17 protein-coding genes are annotated in these 22,077 nt (G+C 37.2%); 12 read left to right on the top strand and 5 right to left on the bottom strand.

The features are described from left to right. Positions 1-304: 304 nt before the first annotated feature. Both IGJ27_RS03195 and IGJ27_RS03200 read left to right on the top strand, forming a co-directional pair. Positions 305-937 (top strand): MarR family winged helix-turn-helix transcriptional regulator, encoded by a 633-nt coding sequence (locus IGJ27_RS03195; protein WP_178306120.1) that lies wholly within the window; start codon positions 305-307, stop codon positions 935-937. Beyond that, on the top strand, positions 937-2,733 hold the full coding sequence (locus IGJ27_RS03200; protein ID WP_178306119.1) for an ABC transporter ATP-binding protein: 1,797 nt from the start codon (positions 937-939) through the stop codon (positions 2,731-2,733). The genes IGJ27_RS03195 and IGJ27_RS03200 overlap by 1 nt, the downstream gene beginning before the upstream one ends. A gap of 371 nt (positions 2,734-3,104) precedes the next feature. Here IGJ27_RS03200 and IGJ27_RS03205 read toward each other — a convergent pair whose 3' ends face one another. Both IGJ27_RS03205 and IGJ27_RS03210 read right to left on the bottom strand, forming a co-directional pair. Further along, positions 3,105-4,421 carry a sensor histidine kinase gene (locus IGJ27_RS03205; protein ID WP_438791686.1) on the bottom strand — a complete coding sequence of 439 codons (1,317 nt, stop codon included), beginning with the start codon at positions 4,419-4,421 and terminating at the stop codon, positions 3,105-3,107. Positions 4,422-4,425: 4 nt separating this feature from the next. Continuing rightward, positions 4,426-5,100 (bottom strand): response regulator transcription factor, encoded by a 675-nt coding sequence (locus tag IGJ27_RS03210; protein ID WP_096709316.1) that lies wholly within the window; start codon positions 5,098-5,100, stop codon positions 4,426-4,428. 141 nt (positions 5,101-5,241) lie between these two features. Here IGJ27_RS03210 and IGJ27_RS03215 point away from each other — a divergent pair, with 141 nt between their 5' ends. The 3 genes from IGJ27_RS03215 (at position 5,242) to IGJ27_RS03225 (ending at position 8,319) form a co-directional block, all read left to right on the top strand. Continuing rightward, the gene (locus tag IGJ27_RS03215) at positions 5,242-6,744 is read left to right on the top strand and encodes an ABC transporter permease (RefSeq protein WP_010738282.1); all 1,503 of its coding nucleotides are present in this window, start codon (positions 5,242-5,244) and stop codon (positions 6,742-6,744) included. An 18-nt stretch (positions 6,745-6,762) separates the two neighbouring features. Further along, positions 6,763-7,422: an ABC transporter ATP-binding protein gene (locus IGJ27_RS03220; protein WP_126344501.1), complete on the top strand. Its 660-nt coding sequence runs from the start codon at positions 6,763-6,765 to the stop codon at positions 7,420-7,422. A gap of 189 nt (positions 7,423-7,611) precedes the next feature. Beyond that, complete coding sequence (locus tag IGJ27_RS03225) at positions 7,612-8,319, top strand: hypothetical protein (protein WP_178306118.1); 708 nt, start codon at positions 7,612-7,614, stop codon at positions 8,317-8,319. Positions 8,320-8,437: 118 nt separating this feature from the next. Here the strand turns inward: IGJ27_RS03225 and IGJ27_RS03230 are convergent, their stop codons facing one another. Further along, positions 8,438-10,375, bottom strand: coding sequence for an ABC-F family ATP-binding cassette domain-containing protein (locus IGJ27_RS03230; protein ID WP_438791687.1), 1,938 nt, complete (start codon positions 10,373-10,375; stop codon positions 8,438-8,440). Positions 10,376-10,597: 222 nt separating this feature from the next. On the opposite strand from IGJ27_RS03230, the gene IGJ27_RS03235 reads away from it, so the two are divergent. Further along, positions 10,598-11,254 (top strand): redox-sensing transcriptional repressor Rex, encoded by a 657-nt coding sequence (locus IGJ27_RS03235; protein WP_010719828.1) that lies wholly within the window; start codon positions 10,598-10,600, stop codon positions 11,252-11,254. Between the two features lie 195 nt (positions 11,255-11,449). Then, the gene (dinB, locus tag IGJ27_RS03240) at positions 11,450-12,556 is read left to right on the top strand and encodes a DNA polymerase IV (protein WP_010719827.1); all 1,107 of its coding nucleotides are present in this window, start codon (positions 11,450-11,452) and stop codon (positions 12,554-12,556) included. Between the two features lie 73 nt (positions 12,557-12,629). Here dinB and nrdG read toward each other — a convergent pair whose 3' ends face one another. Further along, positions 12,630-13,232 carry an anaerobic ribonucleoside-triphosphate reductase activating protein gene (gene nrdG, locus IGJ27_RS03245; RefSeq protein WP_010719826.1) on the bottom strand — a complete coding sequence of 201 codons (603 nt, stop codon included), beginning with the start codon at positions 13,230-13,232 and terminating at the stop codon, positions 12,630-12,632. 246 nt (positions 13,233-13,478) lie between these two features. Next, positions 13,479-15,668 carry an anaerobic ribonucleoside-triphosphate reductase gene (gene nrdD / locus IGJ27_RS03250; RefSeq protein WP_010719825.1) on the bottom strand — a complete coding sequence of 730 codons (2,190 nt, stop codon included), beginning with the start codon at positions 15,666-15,668 and terminating at the stop codon, positions 13,479-13,481. A gap of 371 nt (positions 15,669-16,039) precedes the next feature. On the opposite strand from nrdD, the gene IGJ27_RS03255 reads away from it, so the two are divergent. The 5 genes from IGJ27_RS03255 to dltB all read left to right on the top strand — a co-directional run bounded on the left by IGJ27_RS03255 (position 16,040) and on the right by dltB (position 22,030). Further along, positions 16,040-16,807, top strand: a complete 768-nt coding sequence (locus tag IGJ27_RS03255) for an ABC transporter ATP-binding protein (protein WP_034698771.1) — start codon at positions 16,040-16,042, stop codon at positions 16,805-16,807. Then, positions 16,797-18,860: an ABC transporter permease gene (locus IGJ27_RS03260; protein ID WP_178306116.1), complete on the top strand. Its 2,064-nt coding sequence runs from the start codon at positions 16,797-16,799 to the stop codon at positions 18,858-18,860. Before IGJ27_RS03255 ends, IGJ27_RS03260 begins: the two co-directional genes overlap by 11 nt. 290 nt (positions 18,861-19,150) lie before the next feature. Continuing rightward, positions 19,151-19,300 carry a teichoic acid D-Ala incorporation-associated protein DltX gene (locus tag IGJ27_RS03265; protein ID WP_014834217.1) on the top strand — a complete coding sequence of 50 codons (150 nt, stop codon included), beginning with the start codon at positions 19,151-19,153 and terminating at the stop codon, positions 19,298-19,300. Between the two features lie 10 nt (positions 19,301-19,310). Continuing rightward, entirely contained in the window at positions 19,311-20,828 is a 1,518-nt protein-coding gene (dltA, locus tag IGJ27_RS03270) for a D-alanine--poly(phosphoribitol) ligase subunit DltA (RefSeq protein WP_178306115.1), read from the top strand. Beyond that, the gene (dltB, locus tag IGJ27_RS03275; RefSeq protein WP_010719821.1) at positions 20,825-22,030 is read left to right on the top strand and encodes a D-alanyl-lipoteichoic acid biosynthesis protein DltB; all 1,206 of its coding nucleotides are present in this window, start codon (positions 20,825-20,827) and stop codon (positions 22,028-22,030) included. The genes dltA and dltB overlap by 4 nt, the downstream gene beginning before the upstream one ends. Positions 22,031-22,077: the final 47 nt, after the last annotated feature.

Below are 22,077 nucleotides of genomic sequence, written 5' to 3' on the forward strand. Positions count from 1 at the left end.
AAAGCCACCGTCATTAAACTTTACTGTCACAAATGATTATAGCATATAGACTTAGTTATTTTCTTGAAAATTCAAGTAGAACTGAGTCTATTTTTTTGTTTGAAAATAAAAAAATAGAAGGGATAATGCGTATTGAAAAAAACAAACCAACTCACTTATCAAGGGTTAGTCAATTTTAGATTTTTTTGGCTAACTATTTTTTTAACTATTTAATTAGTTTATTTGTTGACAAACAAAATAAATAGTTTATCATTTATTTTGTTGATATCGATATAAACTAAGTAAATATTTTGGAGGTCATCTTATGAATAATCATGAAATTTTAGAAAATCTGTTAGAGATTGCGCATCAACCGTTTTTGATTTTTGCTTATCAAGTGGAAGAAAAGACAGACAATGCTTTTGAAACATTAAAAATTTTAGTGGCTGAGGACGATGTGACGGCAGGACGATTAGCTGAAGTGCTAGATATTAAACCGTCTAGTGTGACACAAATCATCAAAAAATTAGAAGAGGCTGGGACGGTCATGCGGGAAAAATCAGCAACGGATTCCCGAGTGACTTTGGTCAAGATTACTGATAAAGGTCGAGAAAGTCTGCAAGAGCGTGGTTCAATCAGTACAACATTAAAAGATGTCTTATTTAAAGGTTTTGCAGAAGAAGAGTTAGCACAATTGAATACCTACCTTGAACGAATGAATGAAAATATCAATCGTCCTGAATTTCAAGAAAAATTAGCTGAAGTTTTCGGCGATGATCAACGTTGGGAACGATTCAATAAGATGAGTGCGCATTTTGGCAGAGCACGTGAACAGATGATGGATCGTAGTGGGTTCGGTGGTTTTGGTCGAGGTGACTTTGATCGAGATGCCTTCGATGGACGATTTGATAGACATTACGGTGGCTTTGAAGGATGGAAGAAAGGACGTAGAAAATAATGGCACAAGGTGGAGGCGGAAGACCCGTTAGTATCTCGATGAAACAAACGAACACAAGATTTTCTTTGAAAGAATTTCTTGGTTTAATCAAACAAACAAAACCGCGCTATCCTTTACTGGCGATCGGCATGATTCTATTAGCAGGTTCATCAGCTGTACAAGTTTATGTTCCTAAATTGGCGGCTAATTTAGTTAATCATTTTCAAGAGGGGATCGATTATGCTTTATTAGGAAGAGTCGTGGGGATGTTCGTTTTTTCAGCTGTAATTTCAGCGATTGGCGGGACGGTTTTAGGAATTTTTGGCGAAAACGTCATTCAAAATATGCGAAAACGTTTATGGAATAAATTAACGATACTGAAAGTCACCTATTTTGATTCGGTGAAGGCGGGTGAGATGTCCAGCCGAGTAACGAATGATACGTCCCAGGTAAAACAGCTGTTGGCTGTGACATTTCCACAAACGATTGCGAGCATCATTACCGTGATCGGAACGGTTTATATGATGATCAGAATGGATTGGCATATGTCGCTAGCCATGGTTATTGCTGTTCCCGTCGTTATCCTATTGATGATTCCTGTGATGACCTTTGGTTCAAAGATCAGTCATATCCGTCAAGATGCTATGAGTCATTTCAATGGAATCGCAACAGAAACGTTGTCAGAAATTCGTTTAGTAAAAACGTCGAATGCCGAACAACAAGCACAAGAGCGGGCAGCAAATGAAGTCGATCGTTTGTTTCGCGTTGGTAAAAAAGAAGCAGTCTTTGATGCTGCAATGCAACCGATCATGATGATGGTTTTTATGAGCATGGTCTTTGGTTTGTTAGCTTATGGAATGCATCGTATTGCGATTGGAGCGATGACGATCGGGGTATTGATGAGTTTTCTCATGTATCTCTTCAATCTGATCGGCGCGATGCCAACGATTGCCACATTGTTTTCTGAAATGGCAAAAGCTGCTGGTTCGACACGCCGTGTACAAGAATTATTGAATGAAGTACCTGAAGACTTTGAATCTGGTGAAGAAGTGGATTTATCGAACAAAACATTGTGTGTTTCTAACGTGGACTTTGTTTATAGTGATGCTCCTGAGGAACCGATTTTAACGAATGTGTCTTTTGAAGCTAAACCTAACGAAATCATTGCTTTTGCGGGGCCTTCTGGTGGAGGGAAATCGACTACATTCAGTTTATTAGAACGTTTTTATGAGCCAACAGCAGGAACGATCAAATTTGGCACAACGGAGATCCAAAAGATCAAGTTGTCCAATTATCGTAGTCAAATTGGCTATGTTTCCCAAGATTCTGCTATTATGGCAGGAACGATCCGTTATAATTTAACTTATGGATTAGCGGATACTTACACAGATGAGCAGCTTTGGGAAGTGTTAGAATTAGCCTATGCACGTCAATTTGTGGAAGAGATGCCCAATGGTTTAGATACGGAAGTGGGCGAGCGTGGTACGAAAATTTCTGGAGGCCAACGGCAACGACTGGCAATCGCTCGAGCGTTCTTAAGAGATCCAAAGGTCTTGATGTTGGATGAAGCAACAGCAAGTCTTGATTCTGAATCAGAAGCAAAAGTCCAACAAGCCTTGGCAAATCTGATGAAAGGTCGGACAACATTAGTGATCGCACATCGTCTATCAACGATCGTGGATGCTGATAAAATCTACTTTATCGAAAAAGGAAAAGTAACCGGTTCAGGAAAACACGCTGAGCTTGTTCAAAAACACAAAACCTATGCCAAATACGTAGACGAACAATTTAAAGTTGATACATTGCAAATTGCCTAAGTGTTAAAAGCTGAATCCTTTTATCTTACTGAAAGAATGCGAAGAATCTAAGAGAAAGAAGAAATACTTTTTTCTGTTCTTTTTATTTGGTTAAACAATTTTCCGCGAAATAGATAATCAGGTTTAGAATGTTTAGGATATGTTTGGTAAACTGAGTATCAGACATCTTGAATCCTCCTATGAATTGGTCCGTTAAACTAATTCTAAAGGATTTCAAGGTGTCTTTTTTCACCGTTTATTCGTTTTTAGAGATACTAGGAGAGACTGAGACAAGTTTTGGCTCAGTCACACAAAGTATAGAAACAAAAGAGAAGGAATTATATACAGGTATAAAAATCTATCATCTAATCACAATTTATTCGTTTTGTCATCTATTTCATTGGCAATTGTATTTGAAAAACGACTCCTCTAGGTTCCCAGTCTCTTACGGACAGTTTGCCTTTATGCTGAGTGATGATCTGTTTGGCAATTGCGAGACCAAGACCATAGCCACCAGTTTCTTTAGAACGAGAGCGGTCTTCGCGGTAGAAGCGTTCAAAAATTCGTCTTTTGTCTTCATCGCTAATAGATGGCCCGTTGTTTTTGACTTCAATCAGCCAATTATCGTTGGAGATTTCAGATTGCAGGACAATTTTTTCTTTAGCTTCTGTGTATTTTAGCGCATTGTCCAGCAGAATAACTAGAACTTGGTGGATACGTTTTTCGTCGACTATCACTGGTTGATCGGCAAAGTTTTCCAAGACAAAATATTGATCGTTTATTTCTGCGATTTCCTGGAAGGGCTGGGCTAATTGACGAATAAATTCTTTGGGATTAACTGATTCTTTCTGCAGAAGCAACTGATTGGAATCACTGCGTGCCAAGGTTAGCAGGTCTTCAGTCAAGCTTTTCATTCGCCGTGTTTCATTCAGGGCTTGGGCAATTGGTTCAGACTCTTCCAAGATGGTGTGATTGGGACGGGTGAACAATTGCTGCAGGCTGTTTTGAATGATTGCTAGTGGCGTGCGTAATTCGTGAGAGGCATTTTCAACAAATTCCTGTTGTTTGCGCCATGAGAGCATGATGGGTTGCATATTCATTTTTGAAATGTAAAAGCTTATTCCAATCGAAATCAGCCAAAAAACGACCATACAGATAATCAGTGTTGTCTTGAAGGTTTTCATGGAGTCTGCGATTTGATTGGTATTGGCTAAAAATTGAATATAGGCGATGTCTCCTCCTTTATCTGCTTTGATTGTATACGAATGAAAGGAAAGTTTTTGGCTAGAATAGCCTGCATTTTTTAAACTTAATGCTTGAACAGAATCGAGATTTTTCTTATCTAAGGTTAAATTTTCCAGTTCAGTGAACCGTCCACCAATCGTGTCTTTGTTGAGAATCGTTCCTTCTTTTGACCATAAAATGATCTGAGTATTGAACTGATTATTGCCTTCTGGTCTATTCTCTCTCAGCTGCTCGCCCGGCATTTGTGCCAGAAAGGGATTGCTTTGTTGGTACCGGTTGATTTCCATCTGAATAAGATGTTCATTTTCCGCCATTTGAGTTAGTGACAGGTCTGTTTGGCGGTAGGCCGAGCTTTGCAGCAGTTGTAGAGTTATAAATCCTAATGATAGGAAGATACTTGCAAAAGCGGCTACATTTAAGAAGAAAAATTTTAATCGTTGTTTTCTTGATATTTCGGTATTCATAGCATTAATCCTTTTGTAAGATGTAGCCGACATTTCTCAGTGTTTTAAAGAGCTGATCTGCACCTGACGGCTTCAAATGTTTTCTTAAGTGACTCATATATACTTCTACAACTGTAATGGTCGTATCGGAATCAAATCCCCAAATCCGATCGAAGATTTGCTCCTTTGTTAAAATCACGCCCTTATTTTGGATGAAATAAACCAAGAGATCAAATTCTTTTCCTTGAATTGATAGGATCTCATCGTCGATGGTTACTTCTTTCGTCGCAAGGTTGCAGGTAATATTTTTATAGACGATTTGATTCTCAGAAAACAATCCTAACGAACGCTTCAATAACGCTTTGACCCGCATAATCAGTTCTTCGCGATAAAAAGGTTTCGTCAAATAATCGTCTGCACCTTTTTGAAATCCATTGATTTTGTCTTCTAGGCCATCTTTGGCAGTTAGAATCAGCACAGGGGTTTGGATATTTTTTTTTCGTAATTCTGCTAAGATTTCGTAGCCGTTTTTCCCTGGCAGCATCAGGTCTAGCAATATTAGATCATAAACACCAGTTTCTGCTTCAAATAAGCCTTCTTCCCCATCATAGATCTGTGTGATCTCACCTAAATCCGACAAGATTTCTTTTATATTATCTGAAAGTGTCGCTTCATCTTCTACTATTAAAAGGTTTATCATTGATTTTCTCCTTTTTCATCTATTACTTACTCAGTTTACCACGCTTTCCTAAAACAACCTTAAAAACTTTTTTATCTCGTTTAAGCTTCGGTTAAGCCAATTTGCCTATTCTATAAACAGACAAATGAAGGAGGAACCAAAATGAATTATATCAAACGGGCGATTCAAAGCCTTTGGGCCAAAAAAGGACGCAGCATCATTATGATCACCGTCTTTTCTGCCATATTAATTTTTGTATTAGCGGGGTTAACGATCCGCAGCGGCGCTGAACTGGCGACCACGAATGCGAAAAAAAGTGTCGGGGCAACCGTCACCTTATCAACGAACCGAGAGGCAATGTTCAAACAGCAATCAAATTCAGATTCAGATGATGAAAGCAGTCGTCCAGATCCAGGTAGCTTTGAACAGACACCCGTCAACTTGAGTGATGCAAAAAAAATCGCAGAATTAGCGAATGTTAAATCGTATTCATTTGAAGCAAGTACTTCAGCGGATAAAGGCACAGGGATTACACCGATCTCGAGTGATAGTGACAGTGAAGAGGAATCTTCGGATGAACAAGCTGTTGGATTTGGTGGACAGAAAGCACCTGGTGGGATGAGTCAAGGGGATTTCCAAATTAAAGGTGTTTCCGAAAGTAATTCTTACAGTGATTTTTCATCAGGAACAGCTAGCCTAGTTGAAGGCAAGGCAATCACTTCGGATGATGAAGGGACGAATAATGTACTGATCGAGCAAAGTTTAGCGGAAGCAAACGATCTAAGTGTCGGGGACAAATTTAAGATTAAAGATACCGATGATAAAGATGTTGAAGTTACTATTAAAGGTATTTACAAAACAAGTGATTCTGGCAACAGTATGAGTGCTCGCTTCAACTTTATGAATCCAGCGAACACGATTTTTTCTTCTTATACACTGGTTAACACCTTAACTGGATCGGAAGGAAAAACGATCGATTCGGCAGTTTATAACTTAGATGATCCCAAAGACATGGACAGCTTTGTAGAAGCAGCGAATAAATTGATCGATACGGATACATTCAGCTTAGAAACCAATGATCAAATGTATCAGCAAATGCTTCAGCCGTTGAATAATGTATCAAGCTTTGCGAAGAATATCGTGATTTTAGTAGCCGTAGCCGGAGTCATTATTTTGACATTGATTATTATGCTGTCGATTCGTGAACGTAAATATGAGATCGGTGTATTACTTTCATTAGGTGAATCACGGGTCAAAGTTATTTCACAATTTTTCGTTGAGATTTTTGTCTGCATGATCTTCGCTTTAGGGATCGCTGCAGCTAGCGGAAATGTTGTTGGCAATGCAGTCGGCAACCAGTTGTTGAGTCAGCAAACAACTTCGCAAAATGCAGATGGACAAGAAGCGAATACGGCAGGAAACGGCGGTCCAAATCAAGGTAACCAAGGACAAGCACCTGGTGGCGGAAACGGTGGTCCTAGTGGTGGTCAAATGGGAAGCAATCCATTTACACAATCAAAAGAAATTCAAGAACTAAATATTTCAATGCAGCCAACCGAGATATTAAGTCTTGCAGGAATTGGGCTGGGGATTAGTTTATTCTCAATTGTCCTTTCATCAGCAGGAATTCTACGACTGAATCCGAAGAAAATATTGATTTCCTAATTAAAGGAGGAATTTTTAATGACACTATCAACAAAAGATTTAGGCTACTGGTATGAAGACAACCGACGATTATTCGAAAACGTTAATTTAACTTTTGAAAAAGGCAAAATGTATGCAATTTTAGGTACGAGCGGTTCAGGGAAAACGACTTTTTTATCCCTGATCGCAGGACTAGATACACCAAAAAACGGAGAAATTCTCTATGATGACAAATCGTTGAAAAAAATTGGATTGCGGGAATATCGTCGTAAAGATGTATCAATTGTATTCCAAGCCTATAATCTACTGCCGTATTTATCGGCAGTAGACAATGTGGTAACAGCGATGGAGATTGCTCAAAGCCAACAGACAGATAAAAAAGCCTACGCCTTAGCGAACTTGGAAAAAGTCGGAATCACTAAGGATTTAGCAGATAAAAAAGTTACGATGCTATCTGGTGGTCAGCAACAACGAGTAGCAATCACTAGAGCCCTATGCTGTGAACACGATCTAATCGTTGCGGATGAACCGACTGGAAACTTGGATGAAACAACTTCCAGCGAGATCGTTAAACTTTTCCAAGAGATTGCACATGAGCAAAAGAAATGTATTATTTTAGTCACCCACGAACAGGATGTCGCTAAAGGCTGCGATGTGGTGTATGAACTGAAAAATCAAGAATTCAATCAAGTATCTTAAACAAACAGAATTTCGGTTCAGCTAGTATGAATGAGTAGGAAATGAATAGAGGAGACTGAGAAAATTTTTGCTCAGTCTCTCTTTTAGTAATAGTCGTTTTTTTTAGGTTGAAAGGAATAAAGTGACCTATTAATAAAAAGAATAACAGATATAATTCTTGTAAAAGAGCGATAGATAGGAGTGTTTAGAATGGGATTGTTTCAATGGCTTAGAAAAAATTTTTCAAATAATCAAGATAAAGAAGTCAATGAAATGCTACTTAAGCTAAATAAAAAAATTCATGAACCGAAAGACTTTTGTCCGGCGACTACAGCATTAATCCGCTTGTATGACCGAGAAAAAAATGCAAAAGAAATAAATAAAGGTGAAACCAGTTATGAATCTCATACTGAAGCCTTTCATAAAGAAATACAAGTCCATAGTCAAGAAAAGATTTATCTAACAGATTATTTAAATATCTGGCTACAAATAAATGAAGCAAAATTACAGGAATATAAGTTGGATACAATGTTCGAGAAAGGAAATTTAAAGGAAATCAAAGTAGAACTAGCGAAGAATATAAAGATAAAAAGTGAAATTTTATCGCGGTGTTTGGGAGGGGAAATTACTAATTATCGGCTTAATCAACAAGCTTATCAAGAAATGTTTGGGCGAATAAATCCTAAAGGCTGTCAAAGAAACAAAGTGGTAATTGATTTTCAAGTAACAAAGAAGATCAATGATTTCTCATTGAATAAGGGGAGGGATCAGATGGAGAGTCAGACAAAACAAAAAACTCAAACGAATGGATGCCAAACGATGGAAAGTATAACTGATAAAATAAAGGAACCCAGTTTAATCGAAACAAAGGCACAATCTAGTGAGACAAAAGTTCAAGAAAATTTAGGTAGAGAATAAACAAGCACTTTGAGATTGCTTTGATAGTGTGCGTTGTGATAAGTGAAACGCCCTCGAAACAGCGGGTACTGTTTTGAGAGCGTTTCTAGTGCAGAAATGAATATTCATTTATCTGTTTTTATTCATTTTCATATTCTTCAAGCTCAATACTCAAATCTTCCCATTCAGAAAGTTTTGTTTCTTGAGATTGGCGAGTTGCTTCGAGTGTTTGATTCAATTCATTTAATTTGAGATGGTTATCCAAATTCTCTGGGGACACCATTTGCTGTTCTAGTGCCTCGATCTGTTCATCTAAAATAGCTAATTCTTCTTCAATTTGAGTGATTTTACGTTGTAAACTACGTATCAGCTTTTGTTGCTCTTTACTTTGGAAATAGGTTTTCTTGTTCGTAGAAATATGCTCTTCTTCTGGTGTTTTTTCAGCTAACAGCTCTGCTATCTCCGCTTCTTCTTGTTTCTTTTCCAAATAATAATCATAGTCACCTAAATAAACTTTACTACCGTTTTCCGATAATTCGATGACTTTTGTGGCAATCCGATTGATGAAATAACGGTCATGAGAGACAAACAACAAAGTACCATCATAATCAATCAAGGCATTTTCTAATACTTCTTTATTATCAATGTCCAGGTGGTTGGTTGGTTCGTCTAAAATCAAAAAGTTTTCTTGATTCATTGCGAGTTTTGCAAGGGCGACTCGGGCTTTTTCACCACCGCTTAGCAAGGGGATGGTCTTTTCTACATCTTCACCAGAAAATAGAAAGGCACCCAAAACGCTACGAATTTCTTTTTCGGGAGTCGTTGGATGTTCATCCCATAATTCAGCTAAAATTGTTTTGTTGGTGTGTAAGTCTGCTTGACCTTGATCGTAGTAGCCGATCGTCACATTGGTTCCTAAATGTTCTTTTCCACGGATAAACGGCAACTGATGGATGATCGATTTTAAAAGCGTGGATTTACCAATACCATTGGGGCCGACCAGTGCAATGGCTTCTTGACGCCGAATATCAAGATTGATCGGTTCAGACAAAACATCATTATGATAACCAATCGCAGCATCTTCGATTTGTAATACAACATTTCCTGATGGCTTTGCTACATTGAAAAGAAAGTGAGCTTGTTTTTCGTCTCCTTGAGGACGGTCAATCCGATCCATTTTCTCAAGGACTTTTCTGCGACTTTGGGCTCTTTTCGTCGTAGAAGCGCGTACCAAGTTGCGTGCGACAAAATCTTCCAATTTATGGATCTCAGTTTGTTGTTTTTCATAAGCTTTCCATTCAGTTGCTAATTGTTCAGCTTTCATATCAAGATACTTCGAATAATTCCCTTTATAGTGGCGCATTTTTTTTCGACTTAATTCGTAAACTTCTGTTGCGACTTTATCTAAGAAATATCGGTCATGGGAGACGATCAGTAAGGCACCAGTATAACTTTGCAGGTAGCCTTCTAACCAAGAGAGAGTCTCAATATCTAAATGGTTGGTTGGTTCGTCTAAAATCAGTATATCTGGATGTTGGAGCAACATTCTTGCTAACGCTAAGCGAGTGCGTTGTCCGCCAGACAATTCATTGATTTTTTGATCATAAAAAGACGGATCAAATTTAAAGCCATGCAAAACAGAGCGTATTTCATTTTCGTAGCCATAACCGTTTCTATCTGAAAAATCGTGTTGTAATTTATCGTATTCTTTCAAAAGTGACTCATAGGAAGGTGTATCAGGTGTTCCTTCACTAATCAAGATTTCAAGTTCGCGCATTCGATTTTCCATTTGACGGATTGTTTCGAATGATTTAAGCATTTCATTCCAGACTGTTTCTGCTGAATCTAACCCAGTATCTTGTGCCAGATAGCCTAAAGTAGCAGCTTTATTTTTAGCAATTGTTCCTTCATCGGGGCGTTCGATTCCAGCAAGGATCTTCAAAAGTGTTGATTTTCCTGCTCCGTTACGGCCGACTAATGCGATCCGAGCCCCTGTGCTGATTTCTAAATGGATATTCTCAAATAAGATCTCTGCACCGAAGTGACGAGCAATTTGATTGGCTTGTAATAATATCATGGAATCCTCTTTTCTACTTTGTGAATTCTCTAAGAATAAATCTCTTTTTCAACTAGTAGTCTACCATAAATTCCTTGATACTGCGAGGTTCAAAGAAATGATAAAAAAATGAATAAAGAATAAAATTTCACAATATCCAAGCAATCAAATTGATTTTTTCCTATATATACTGATATGATGGATAAATCAAAGTAAACTTAAAGTAAAAGTGGAGGTAATTAAGTGAAAGATCATGTTATTCCAAAGGCAACAGCCAAACGGCTACCTTTGTATTACCGTTATTTACGAATCTTAAATAATGCTGGTAAGAAAAAAGTATCATCAACTGAATTAAGTGAGGCTGTTCAAGTTGACAGTGCAACGATTCGCCGTGATTTTTCATATTTTGGAGAATTAGGAAAACGAGGCTATGGCTACGATGTTGAAGACCTCATGCATTTTTTCGCAAAAACATTGAATGATGATCAATTGACTAATGTGGCGTTGATCGGTGTCGGTAATTTGGGAAGTGCCCTTTTAAAATATAAATTCCATCAAAGTAACAGTATCCGTGTAAGTTGTGCATTTGATGTCAACGAAGCAATCGTTGGACGGATCGTGGATGGGATTCCCGTTTACCCTATGGAAGATATGTTTGAGCAAATCAAGATCCAACAAATCGAAGTAGCAATATTGACGATACCAGCTGAGCGAGCACAAGAAGTAGTTAATCGGTTGACTGAAGCGGGCATTAAAGGTATCTTGAATTTTACTTCTGCTCGATTAAATGCGCCAGCAGACGTGTTGATTCAAAATGTTGACTTAACGAATGAATTACAAACGTTGATTTATTTTCTTCATTCTGATGCATCCTTGCAAGCGACTGAAGAAACTGAGTAACGAATGATTCAGATGACCTGGTTGGTTTACTAAACAGTCTCAAGTGATGAATGATCATTTTAGAAGTCGTGATTTCCGAAATTGATGTCTCAGTTTTTGTGAAATTTCGGCTCTTTTTTGTGGTCCGTTCGGTGGGTAACCATCTTCTTGTCACCGAACAAAAGTTCCTATATAATCATGATAGGGGTGAGTGAGATGGAATTACAGTTTCCTTTACATAATGATACATCTAGAAAAATCATTCATATCGATATGGATGCTTTTTTTGCCTCTGTCGAAGAACGGGATCATCCAGAATTTAGAGGGAAACCCTTAGTTATTGCCAGACATCCGAGTGACACTGGTGGTCGAGGAGTGGTTACTACAGCGAATTATGAAGCAAGAAAGTATGGCATCCATTCAGCGATGAGTGCGCAAAAAGCATATGAATTATGTCCACAAGCTATTTTTAAACCAGGCGATCATCAAAAATACAGTGAGATCTCACAAATTGTTCGTGAGATTTTTTACCGATATACGGATATCGTTGAGCCTGTCAGTATTGATGAAGCCTATCTTGATGTGACGAACAATAAACGCAATTGTAAATCAGCAATCAAAATTGCTCGTTTGATCCAAAGAGACATTTGGGAAGAGGTAAAACTGACCTGCTCGGCAGGTGTGAGCTATAATAAGTTTTTAGCGAAATTAGCCTCAGATTTTCAAAAACCTAAAGGCATTACTATCGTTGCACCTCAAGACGCATTGACGTTCCTAAAGGCACTACCTATTGATAAATTTCATGGGGTAGGAAAAAAAACCGTCCCTAAGATGCATGAACTTGGTATTTTCACTGGAGAAGATCTTTATAATTGTACAGAGATGATGTTGATCCAACAATTTGGCAAGATGGGCTATTCGCTTTATCGAAAAGTAAGAGGTGTCCATGATGCACCAGTCAATGTGACAAGGGAAAGAAAATCTGTAGGAAAAGAGCATACTTATGGTCAGCCACTACAAACGGAAGAAGCGGTATTAGCACAATTACGACAATTAGCTGAGAAAGTAGAAGAGTCGTTGAAAAGAGTCCAAAAACATGGAAAAACCGTAGTGTTAAAAGTGAGATATACGGATTATACGACAGTCACGAAAAGAGTCACTTTACCTGAGTATATCTATAAGAAAGAAGCGCTCTTTTATCAAGCAAGTTTGATTTGGGAAGAAATTTTAGGGATTGAACAAGGCATACGTCTCTTGGGGATCACGTTAACGAATTTAGATCCCATGACTTATGAGAATATTGTGTTACCTTTGTGGGAATGAAAAAACAGTAGAAAACGTGTTGGAAATCAACATACGTTTCTACTGTTTTTTATTCAATAAGGAGTGGGAGGACCTAAATGAACTCCTGTTTTTTGATTTGTTCATACGATTCTGTAGCATCGCTGCATTTTTCCCAAATCACTACTCTATTTTCGGCTAGCGATTTTTTGACATCGATGATGCGTTGATTACTACTACCGCGAAACTGTAGTTTTAAATCCTTTTTACTTAGTTCAAAACGTCCATCAACTAAGATATCGATTTTTGCTAAAAGAGCTAACTTGTCTTCGGAGTCTTGAAGTAGTTCGTCAAAAGTATAACCGGTCCACGACCAGATATCTTTGGTCTGACCAAATTCTTGTCGGATACGCTCAACGACTTGGAGACAGACGTCCGTGTTTAGAAAAGGTTCCCCGCCTAAAAGGGTCAGTCCTTGAACGTAATCATGGCGGAGATCGGTAATGATTTGTTCTTCCAGCTCTGGTGTGAAAGGTTTACCATAGCGGAAGTTTTGCGCTGCTTTATTGAAACATCCTTCACAAGCAAATAAGCAGCCACTCACATAAAGACTATTTCTTACGCCTTCGCCATCCACAAAGTTAAATGGTTTGTAATCAGCAATGTAATTTTGGCTGTAATCTTGTGCCAGCCATTCTTTAGGTTTAGGATTTCGCATAAAAAAACTTCTTTCTAACATCAAAGTATGAAAAATTTACTTAAAACTCAAACCAGTTTCACAGCAAGCAGTCTCAGAAAAGATAATGGACTAGCCTCAAAAAAATGCAAATAAATCGAACGGTCACGGTTCACGCACCGTTCGATTTATCGTAGTCACGCTGTGAAAGGGGATTGTTTTCTAAGGAATAACTGATCGCTCTATCTTTTTTCTTAGAGTAAATTAGAACGAAATAGTAGAGAAAGATTACTTCATATGTTTGACACGTGAAGAGATCTCCTTGTGACGACCGTGAACCATTGGACGTGCTTGTGGGTTACCTAAATAGCCACAGGTTCTTTTAACGACGTCACAAGTTTTTGGATCATGATTGCCGCATTCGGGACATTCAAAGCCACGTTCGGTTGGTTTGAAGTCACCTTCAAAGCCACATTTGTAGCAATGATCAATTGGTGTATTCGTTCCTAAATAGCCAACTTTATCGTAAGCATAATCCCAAACGGCTTCTAATGCTTTCGGGTTTTGTTGAAGCATTGGGTACTCACAGTAATGGATAAAACCACCAGAACAATACTTCGGATAATCTTTTTCAAAATCTAGTTTTTCAAACGGAGTTGGGTTTTTACGAACGTCATAATGGAAACTATTCGTGTAATATTCTTTATCAGTGATGTTTTCGACTTCGCCAAATTTTTCTGTATCTAAACGGCAAAAACGATCAGTTAAGCTCTCACTAGGTGTAGAGTAAACGCTGAAATGATATCCATATTCGTCACCCCAAGCATCTGCTTTGGCTTTTAATTCTTTCACGATATCAAGGGTAAAATCTTTTGCTTCGGGATTGTTTTCCCATTCCCCACCATAAAAAGCAGAAGCCACTTCGTAAAGACCGATATAACCTAAAGAAACCGTTGCACGACGATTTTTGAATAATTCATCGACAGCATCTGTTTTTGAGAGACGTTTGCCGAATGCACCATACATATATAAGATTGGTGCGTTAGCAGGGATCGCTTCTTTACAACGATCGACACGATAAACTAAAGCATCTTTCATGATGGCTAAGCGCTCAGAGAGGATTTGCCAGAATTTTTCCTGATCGCCTTTCGCTTCGATGGCAATACGAGGTAAGTTTAGTGTGACCACACCAAGATTCATTCGACCAACGTTCACTTCTTGGCCATTTTCATCTTTCCAACCTTGTAAAAATGAACGACAACCCATAGGTACTTTGAAACTACCGGTTAATTCAACGATTTTGTCGTAGTTTAAAATATCAGGATACATCCGCTTAGTTGCACATTCCAAAGCTAATTGTTTAATGTCATAATTAGGATCAGTTGGGTTCAAGTTTATGCCATCTTTTAATGTGAAAATCAATTTAGGGAAGATAGCTGTCCGCTTTTCGCTACCTAAGCCATTGATCCGATTTTGTAAGATTGCTTTTTGAATTTCTCGCTCAAACCAGTTTTTTCCTAAACCAAAGCCAAGAGAAGTAAATGGTGTTTGACCATTTGAAGTAAAAAGAGTATTGATTTCATATTCTAGACTTTGCATCGCATCAAAAATATCTTTTTTGGTTTTTGATTTCGCATACTCTACTCGACGTTCAGGTGTTTCGATCCATTCTTCTGCATCCGCTAAATGTTTTTGATAATTCAGTTCAGCGAAAGGAGCAAGTAATTCATCTGTTCGGTCAGCAGAACAACCACCATATTGACTGGAAGCTACATTTGCAATAATCTGTGAAATTTGAGCAGTAGCAGTTTGAATTGATTTTGGTGATTCCACTTCAGCATTTCCAATTTTGAATCCGTTGTTCAACATTCCTTTGAAATCGATCAAACAACAGTTTGTCATTGGTGTGTATGGATGATAATCTAAATCATGGTAATGGATGTCGCCTTTTTGATGCGCATTTGCGATATGTGGGGGCAACATTTTCAAACCGATGGATTTTCCAACGATACCAGCGGTTAAATCTCTTTGAGTATTGAAGACATTACTATCTTTATTCGCATTCTCATTGACAACTGTTTGGTCTTTATTGATCAATTTTTTGATCGAAAAATTGATATCTGTCGCTTTGCTTCTGGCAAAATCACGTTTTGTGCGGTAATTGATATATTCTTCTGCTAATTCATATTCGTTTTTTTCTAAAAGAATGTGTTCAACGATATTTTGGATCTCATATATTTTAACGTTGTCGGTAAAGCGTCGTTTGATTTCTTGAACGACTAAATCCACGATCGTTTGAATTTTTTCATAAGTAAGTGGAGACAATGAGCCATGAATTTTCTTTTCAGCTTTGACTAAAGCCTCATTGATTTTTGTTTCATCAAATTCGACACGTCGACCATCTCGTTTAATGATTGTTATGTTTGATACTTCTGAATGAAGGGGATCTGTTACTTTTTCTTCAATTTGTACACTCATTTTATTCAACTCCTGCTAAATTCTTCTTGTCTATCATAAAACAAAATCCACGAAGGAGCAACTAAATACTAGCTATATATAGTATGCAAACAGGTGTATAAACGAACAACTATACTATATGTTGTATATATTTCTTTGTGAAAAAAAGTGAAAACGTAAGTTTATAGGATTTTTATTTTGAATATACCGCTTTCGTGAATAAAATAGATGAATAAAAATTTTTTTAAAAAAAGGTTATGTCTGTGAAATGATAAAAATCTAAAAAGAAATGCTCAAATGCTGTAAAGATCAGAGAAAAAAACCAAAGAATATGCTAATATGCTGGTAAGTGTGTCAGTGTGGCGAGTAAGCAAAACCCAAGGAGGAAAGCCATGGATAAAATGATCGAGGTAAAACATGTAAGTAAAAGCTATGGAAATAAGCTTTCGCCGGTAAAAGTACTTGATAATATCTCTTTTACAGTAGAAAAAGGAGAATTTGTTGGCATCATGGGACCGAGTGGTGCTGGAAAGACGACTTTGATGAATATTCTTTCGACGATCAATCTACCAACGATGGGAAGTGTGTTGATCCAAGGAAATGAGATCACTAAAATGAAAAATAATGAATTGAGTGACTTCCGTCGCAAAAAATTAGGATTTATTTTTCAAGAATTTAATTTGATCGATACATTGAATGCGAAGGACAATATCTTACTACCATTAGCGGTGGAACGAATCTCGAAAGAAGAGATGGAAAAAAGTGTGTTGCATGTTGCTCAATTATTAGGGATCGAAGAAATCTTAAAACGTTATCCAGATGAATTATCAGTTGGTCAGAGACAACGGATTGCGGCTGCTAGAGCATTAGTTATTCAACCACAAGTCATTTTTGCTGATGAGCCAACCGGGTCTCTGGACTCGAAATCAGCCACCGAGTTACTAAATTATTTAACAACGATGAACCGAGTAGAAAAATCAACTATCTTATTAGTAACACATGATCCGTATACAGCCAGTTATTGTGATCGGATTTTATTTATCAAAGATGGGGTGATTTTCTCTGAAGTAGTTCGCAGAGGTTCAAGAAACGAATTTTTTGAACGGGTGATTGATATGCAGGCGACCATTGGGGGAGGTGGAAAACTCAATGCTTTATAAGTTGGCTGCGAAAAGTTTTCTGCGACAGTCAAGAGGGTATCTCGTTTACTTTTTTAGTCTAACGTTATCAACGATGATCTACTATTCTTTTAGTACGATTTCTTATGATCAATTATTGAACCGAAGGACACAGCAAGATTCTTTATTCAATGTTTTTTTTGGTATGGGTAGTTGGATTATCTTAATCGTATTACTTTTTTTTGTTATTAGTGCAAATCGTTTTTTCTTTAACCGCAGACAAAGAGAGATTGGGATCTATCAGTTGTTTGGTGTGAAGAAAACCCAAATCTCACTGATCTATGTATTGGAAACAATGGCTATTGGATTATTCGCCTGTACAGCAGGGATTATTTTAGGAATCATTTTCTCAAAATTATTTTCTATGATCTTGATTCGCATGATGAACTTGCAAATCACGAGTCTTTTCTTCATTTCCGTGCCATCGATTTTTGAAACCTTTCTGTTGTTTTTTTTGATTTTATCTGTTGTTTCTTTGTATTCATTATGGAAAATCTGGCGCTATCCGACGATTCGAAATTTTGGCGAATACGATCATTTGGAAAGTAGCAAGTTAAGAGTTCGGACACGCCATCGTTTTTTAGGAACACTGGGTTTATTGCTGATCTCTAGTGGTTATTTCTTTGCGGTCCACTATCGGGAATTTGCTGCTAAACTTTTTATTTTTACGCAAGATCTTCGCTTTCCTTTCTTATTATTTGTTCTGATCCTGCTGTTTTGTGTGATCGGGACATATCTGTTCTTTTGTTTTTCCCTACGTGTGTTAATCGATTTGGTGAGTCGTTCTCGAATTAAGTATCGAGGGATCAACTTCTTGCTGATCGGCAATACGCAGATCCATCTGCTGAAAAGCTGGCGGATCAATTCGTTGATCACACTGATCATGGCTCTAGCTTTAACGATGATTGGCGCAATGATGAGTGCGACTGTCATCATGTCTCGAAATGTGGAGATGGTCTCACCGGTATCTTATCAAATGGATAAGGCAACAGCCGATAAGCTGCGACCGCTTCTTGCAAGTGAAGGGCAAACGATCACAAAAGAAATGACGATCAATTACAAAGTAATTGGAAGTTACTATAATGATAAGTTAGACGGGATTTCTGAGGAAAAAGTATTTCAATTGGTAAATTTGATTCCAGAAAAAGAATATCATGCCTTTCGACAATTCAATCCTAAAATGCCTAAAATTGATTTAACATCGGATAACAGCACTGTGGTATTAGATAGTATGAAAAACATCTTTAGAAATTTTTCAATGTATGATTCAACATTCTACTTGCCCGATCAAACTTTAGATATTCAAGCAACCTTACCTAATTTTTTAGGAGATGGTTCGTTGAGGTATTTCGGTCCGACACTCGTTGTCAGTGATGATTATTTTGCTAAAGCATCTGGACTAAACTATCAAGTGGTCAATTGGAATGTGCAAGGGGGAGATCAGGAAAAAATCATTGAACGTATTTCTAAAGAGATTCCTACAAGTTATGAGAACATCATTTATTATGATTATGAGATCAAAGGAGAGTCTATAACTGGAACGATTCATAAAAATGAATCGCACCAAGAAAAAGCAGCTTCAGATCAATCTTCTGATGAATACAATAATGAAGATTCACGTCTTAACTTTTCTGCACGTTTACCATTTAAACGGACAGTTGAACAAGGAATTGGTTTAATGGCGTATGTTTCGATCTTTATTGGAATAATTGTTATTGTCACGACTGGAAGCATGCTGATGGTTCGTCAATTAGCAGAAGCAGAAGAAGAACGAGAGAATTATCAATTATTAACGAAATTAGGGATTTCTCGAAAAAAAGTGAAGCGAGTCATCTTTGGGCAAAATGCGATCATGTTTTTCCCACCAATTATTTTGGGGAGTATGCATACCTTTTTTGCCATTGAAGTATTTACTCAATATGTCGATACAGCAAATTATGGGTTAGCATATCTGATTTGTGGCTCACTTGTCTTGATCTATATCTTGTTTTATTACATCACAAGTGTCTTATATTGCAGGATTATTGAGGAATAAATCAAGCTATATTTAAATGATCAAAAGGTGAGTACTCTGTTTTTTTAATTTGAATGAAGAAAGGCTTAAACGATTTGTTAGATAGATCGTTTAAGTCTTTTTAGCTTTTTTAAAAAAAATCTTTATTTATTTGAGGTGATGCTTATATTATAATAACCGTCTTTTTGTAGTTAATCTAAATTGTGACAAAATTGTTAGCAGAAAAGCGATTACTGTTAGGAAAACAAATGTTGTTTTTTAAAAAGAATGGGTAAAATTGTTTTGAGATTCGATTAGGAGGGAAATATAAATTGAAAAATTGGTGGAATAATCCTCAATTTAGGTACTGGGGCACGTTTGTGGTACGAACATTATTGTATAGTGCAATTATTTTTATGTTGATTTATTTGTACCATTATAAAAATGTCCAAGGCGGATCTTTTATCTATAATGAATTTTAGGAGGAAGACGATGGATATTCAAACAATCGTTGAATCAATTGATTTTTTTGGTCAAACGGAACCAGATCGGGTCGTTTATCAGACAGAAATCACAGAGCATACCTATGGTGAGCTAAAAAGAAAGTCCGATGCTTTAGCAGCTTATTTAGACAGAAATCTACAGAAACAGGGACCAATCGTGGTTTTTGGAAATCTAGAGTTTGAAATGATCGTTTCTTTTCTTGGTGTCACCAAAGCTGGCCATGCCTATCTTCCGATTGAAGAACATACGCCGAATGAGCGAATTGAATCAATTCTTCGAGTAGCAAAACCAGCTTTGATCATTAGTGTCGGTGACTGGCAGATGGAAACAGATGGTATCCCAGTGATTTCTCGGGAAGAATTAGCAACGATCACGAAAAAAGAGAGTCAATACGAAACAACACATCCAGTTAAAGGTGACGAAAATTATTACATTATTTTTACCTCTGGTACTACAGGTGAGCCCAAGGGTGTGCAAATCAGTCATGATAACTTATTGAGCTTTGTTCGTTGGACGATCCAGGAATTTCATCTTGAACAGGGTCTACGTTTCTTAGCACAAGCACCATTTTCGTTTGACTTATCTGTTTTTTCGATTTATCCAGCACTTGTGACAGGAGGAATGTTAAAACCCTTAGAAAAAGCGGTTATTCAAGACTTTAGACAATTATTTTCTACTTTAGCAAAGTTGAAATTAGATGTCTGGGTATCAACTCCTTCATTTATCGATATCTGTTTGATGGAACCCACTTTTGATGCGGAACATGTACCAGATCTAGCCACTTTCTTGTTCTGTGGGGAAGAATTAACCAAAAAAACAGCGCAAGAATTATTGAAACGATTTCCTGAAGCCCGTATTTATAATACGTATGGACCAACGGAAGCCACGGTTGCTATTTCAAGTATCCAAATCACTCAAGGTATTTTAGATCGCTATGAACGTTTACCGATTGGTTATATCAAAGAAGATACCGAGGTTCAGATTATGAATGATCAAAAAGTGCAACCGGTCAATCAAACAGGTGAAATTATTATCTTGGGTCCTAGTGTCTCCAAGGGGTATCTGAATAATCCAGAAAAAACCAAAGCTGCTTTTTTCAAGAAACAGGATCAACAAAGTTATCATACTGGCGATGCTGGGTTTCTTAATGAGGAAGGTCTTTTGTTCTATGAGGGACGAATGGATCAACAGATAAAACTTCATGGGTATCGAATCGAATTAGGAGATATCGAACACGGGCTTTTGTTAGATGAACGGATTAAACAAGCGATAGTTGTTCCAAAATACCAAGGAACCAAAGTTCAACAACTAGTTGCTTTTATTGTATTAGAAAAAAATTCGCCAGAACCAAGTTTTAAACTCTCTAAATCAATTAAGGAAAAATTGGCACATTCGGTCATGGATTACATGATCCCTCAAAAAATCAATTACATTGATCTTTTACCACAAACGGTGAACGGGAAAATCGATCGGAAAAAATTAATAGCTGAGGTGAATCCTCAATGACCTTTCCACATATGATCCCGTACGCAGAACCTTATTATTTTCTGCTGTTAATCATCGGTTTAGTACCGATCGTGCTATCATTGTTGATTCGAGGGAAAAGATTGCCAATTTATCAAACACTCATCACCTTGCTTTTCTTATTCATCAGTTTTGGTGGTGTCTATTGGCAACAAGGTGTAGCCTTGATTGCATATGTTGTTTGGCAGACATTATTAGTTTGGGCTTACTTCGTTTACCGTCAAAAGAAAAATCAAGGTATTTGGTTTTACTTAGCGGTGATCCTAGCGATTTTCCCATTATTTTTAACAAAAGTCACACCGTTTTTTGCCCATGGGAAAGAATCTTTTCTAGCTTTTCTAGGGATCTCCTATCTAACCTTTAAATCTGTTCAGATGATCATGGAAATTAGGGATGGATTGATCAAGAACTATCAGCCTTTTCGTTATATTCAATTTTTACTCTTTTTTCCAACGATCTCATCTGGACCAATCGATCGCTATAGAAGATTTGAAAAGGATCAATGTCAGCCACCTGCAACTGAGAAATATCTGACATTATTAGAAAAAGGTATCCAAAATATTTTTCTAGGTTTTTTATACAAATTTATTATTGGCTATTATTTGGGTCAAGTGTTGTTACCAATCGTTTCCAAAGCTGCCTTGCAACATGGTGGTTTTTCTTGGTCATTAGTAGGATATACCTATGTGTATAGTTTATATCTGTTTTTTGACTTTGCAGGCTATAGTTTGTTTGCGGTGGGAACGAGTTACTTGATGGGGTACCAAACACCAATCAACTTTAACAAACCATTCTTGTCTTGGAATATCAAAGAATTTTGGAATCGTTGGCACATGACGTTATCATTTTGGTTTCGAGATTATGTTTATATGCGCTTGATGTTTTTCTTGATGAAGAAAAAATGGTTCAAAAGTAAAATTGTAACCTCGAATATTGGTTATTATGCATTATTCCTATTGATGGGAATCTGGCATGGTCTAACTTGGTATTACATCGTGTATGGGTTGTATCATGCTACTTTGATTTGCTTAACCGACGTTTGGCTACGATTCAAGAAAAAACATAAAAAACAACTACCATCCAATTGGTTTACTCACGCTTTTGCTGTCTTTATGACTTTCCAAGCAGTTTGTTTTAGTTTATTGATATTTTCGGGCTTTTTAGACCAACTTTTGTTTAAGTAAAGCAGATGATTATCTAAGACTTAAAAATGATTTATTTTACATTATGA

The organism is Enterococcus sp. DIV1726a (assembly GCF_051710985.1).
In the GTDB taxonomy this organism is placed as follows: domain Bacteria; phylum Bacillota; class Bacilli; order Lactobacillales; family Enterococcaceae; genus Enterococcus_B; species Enterococcus_B hirae.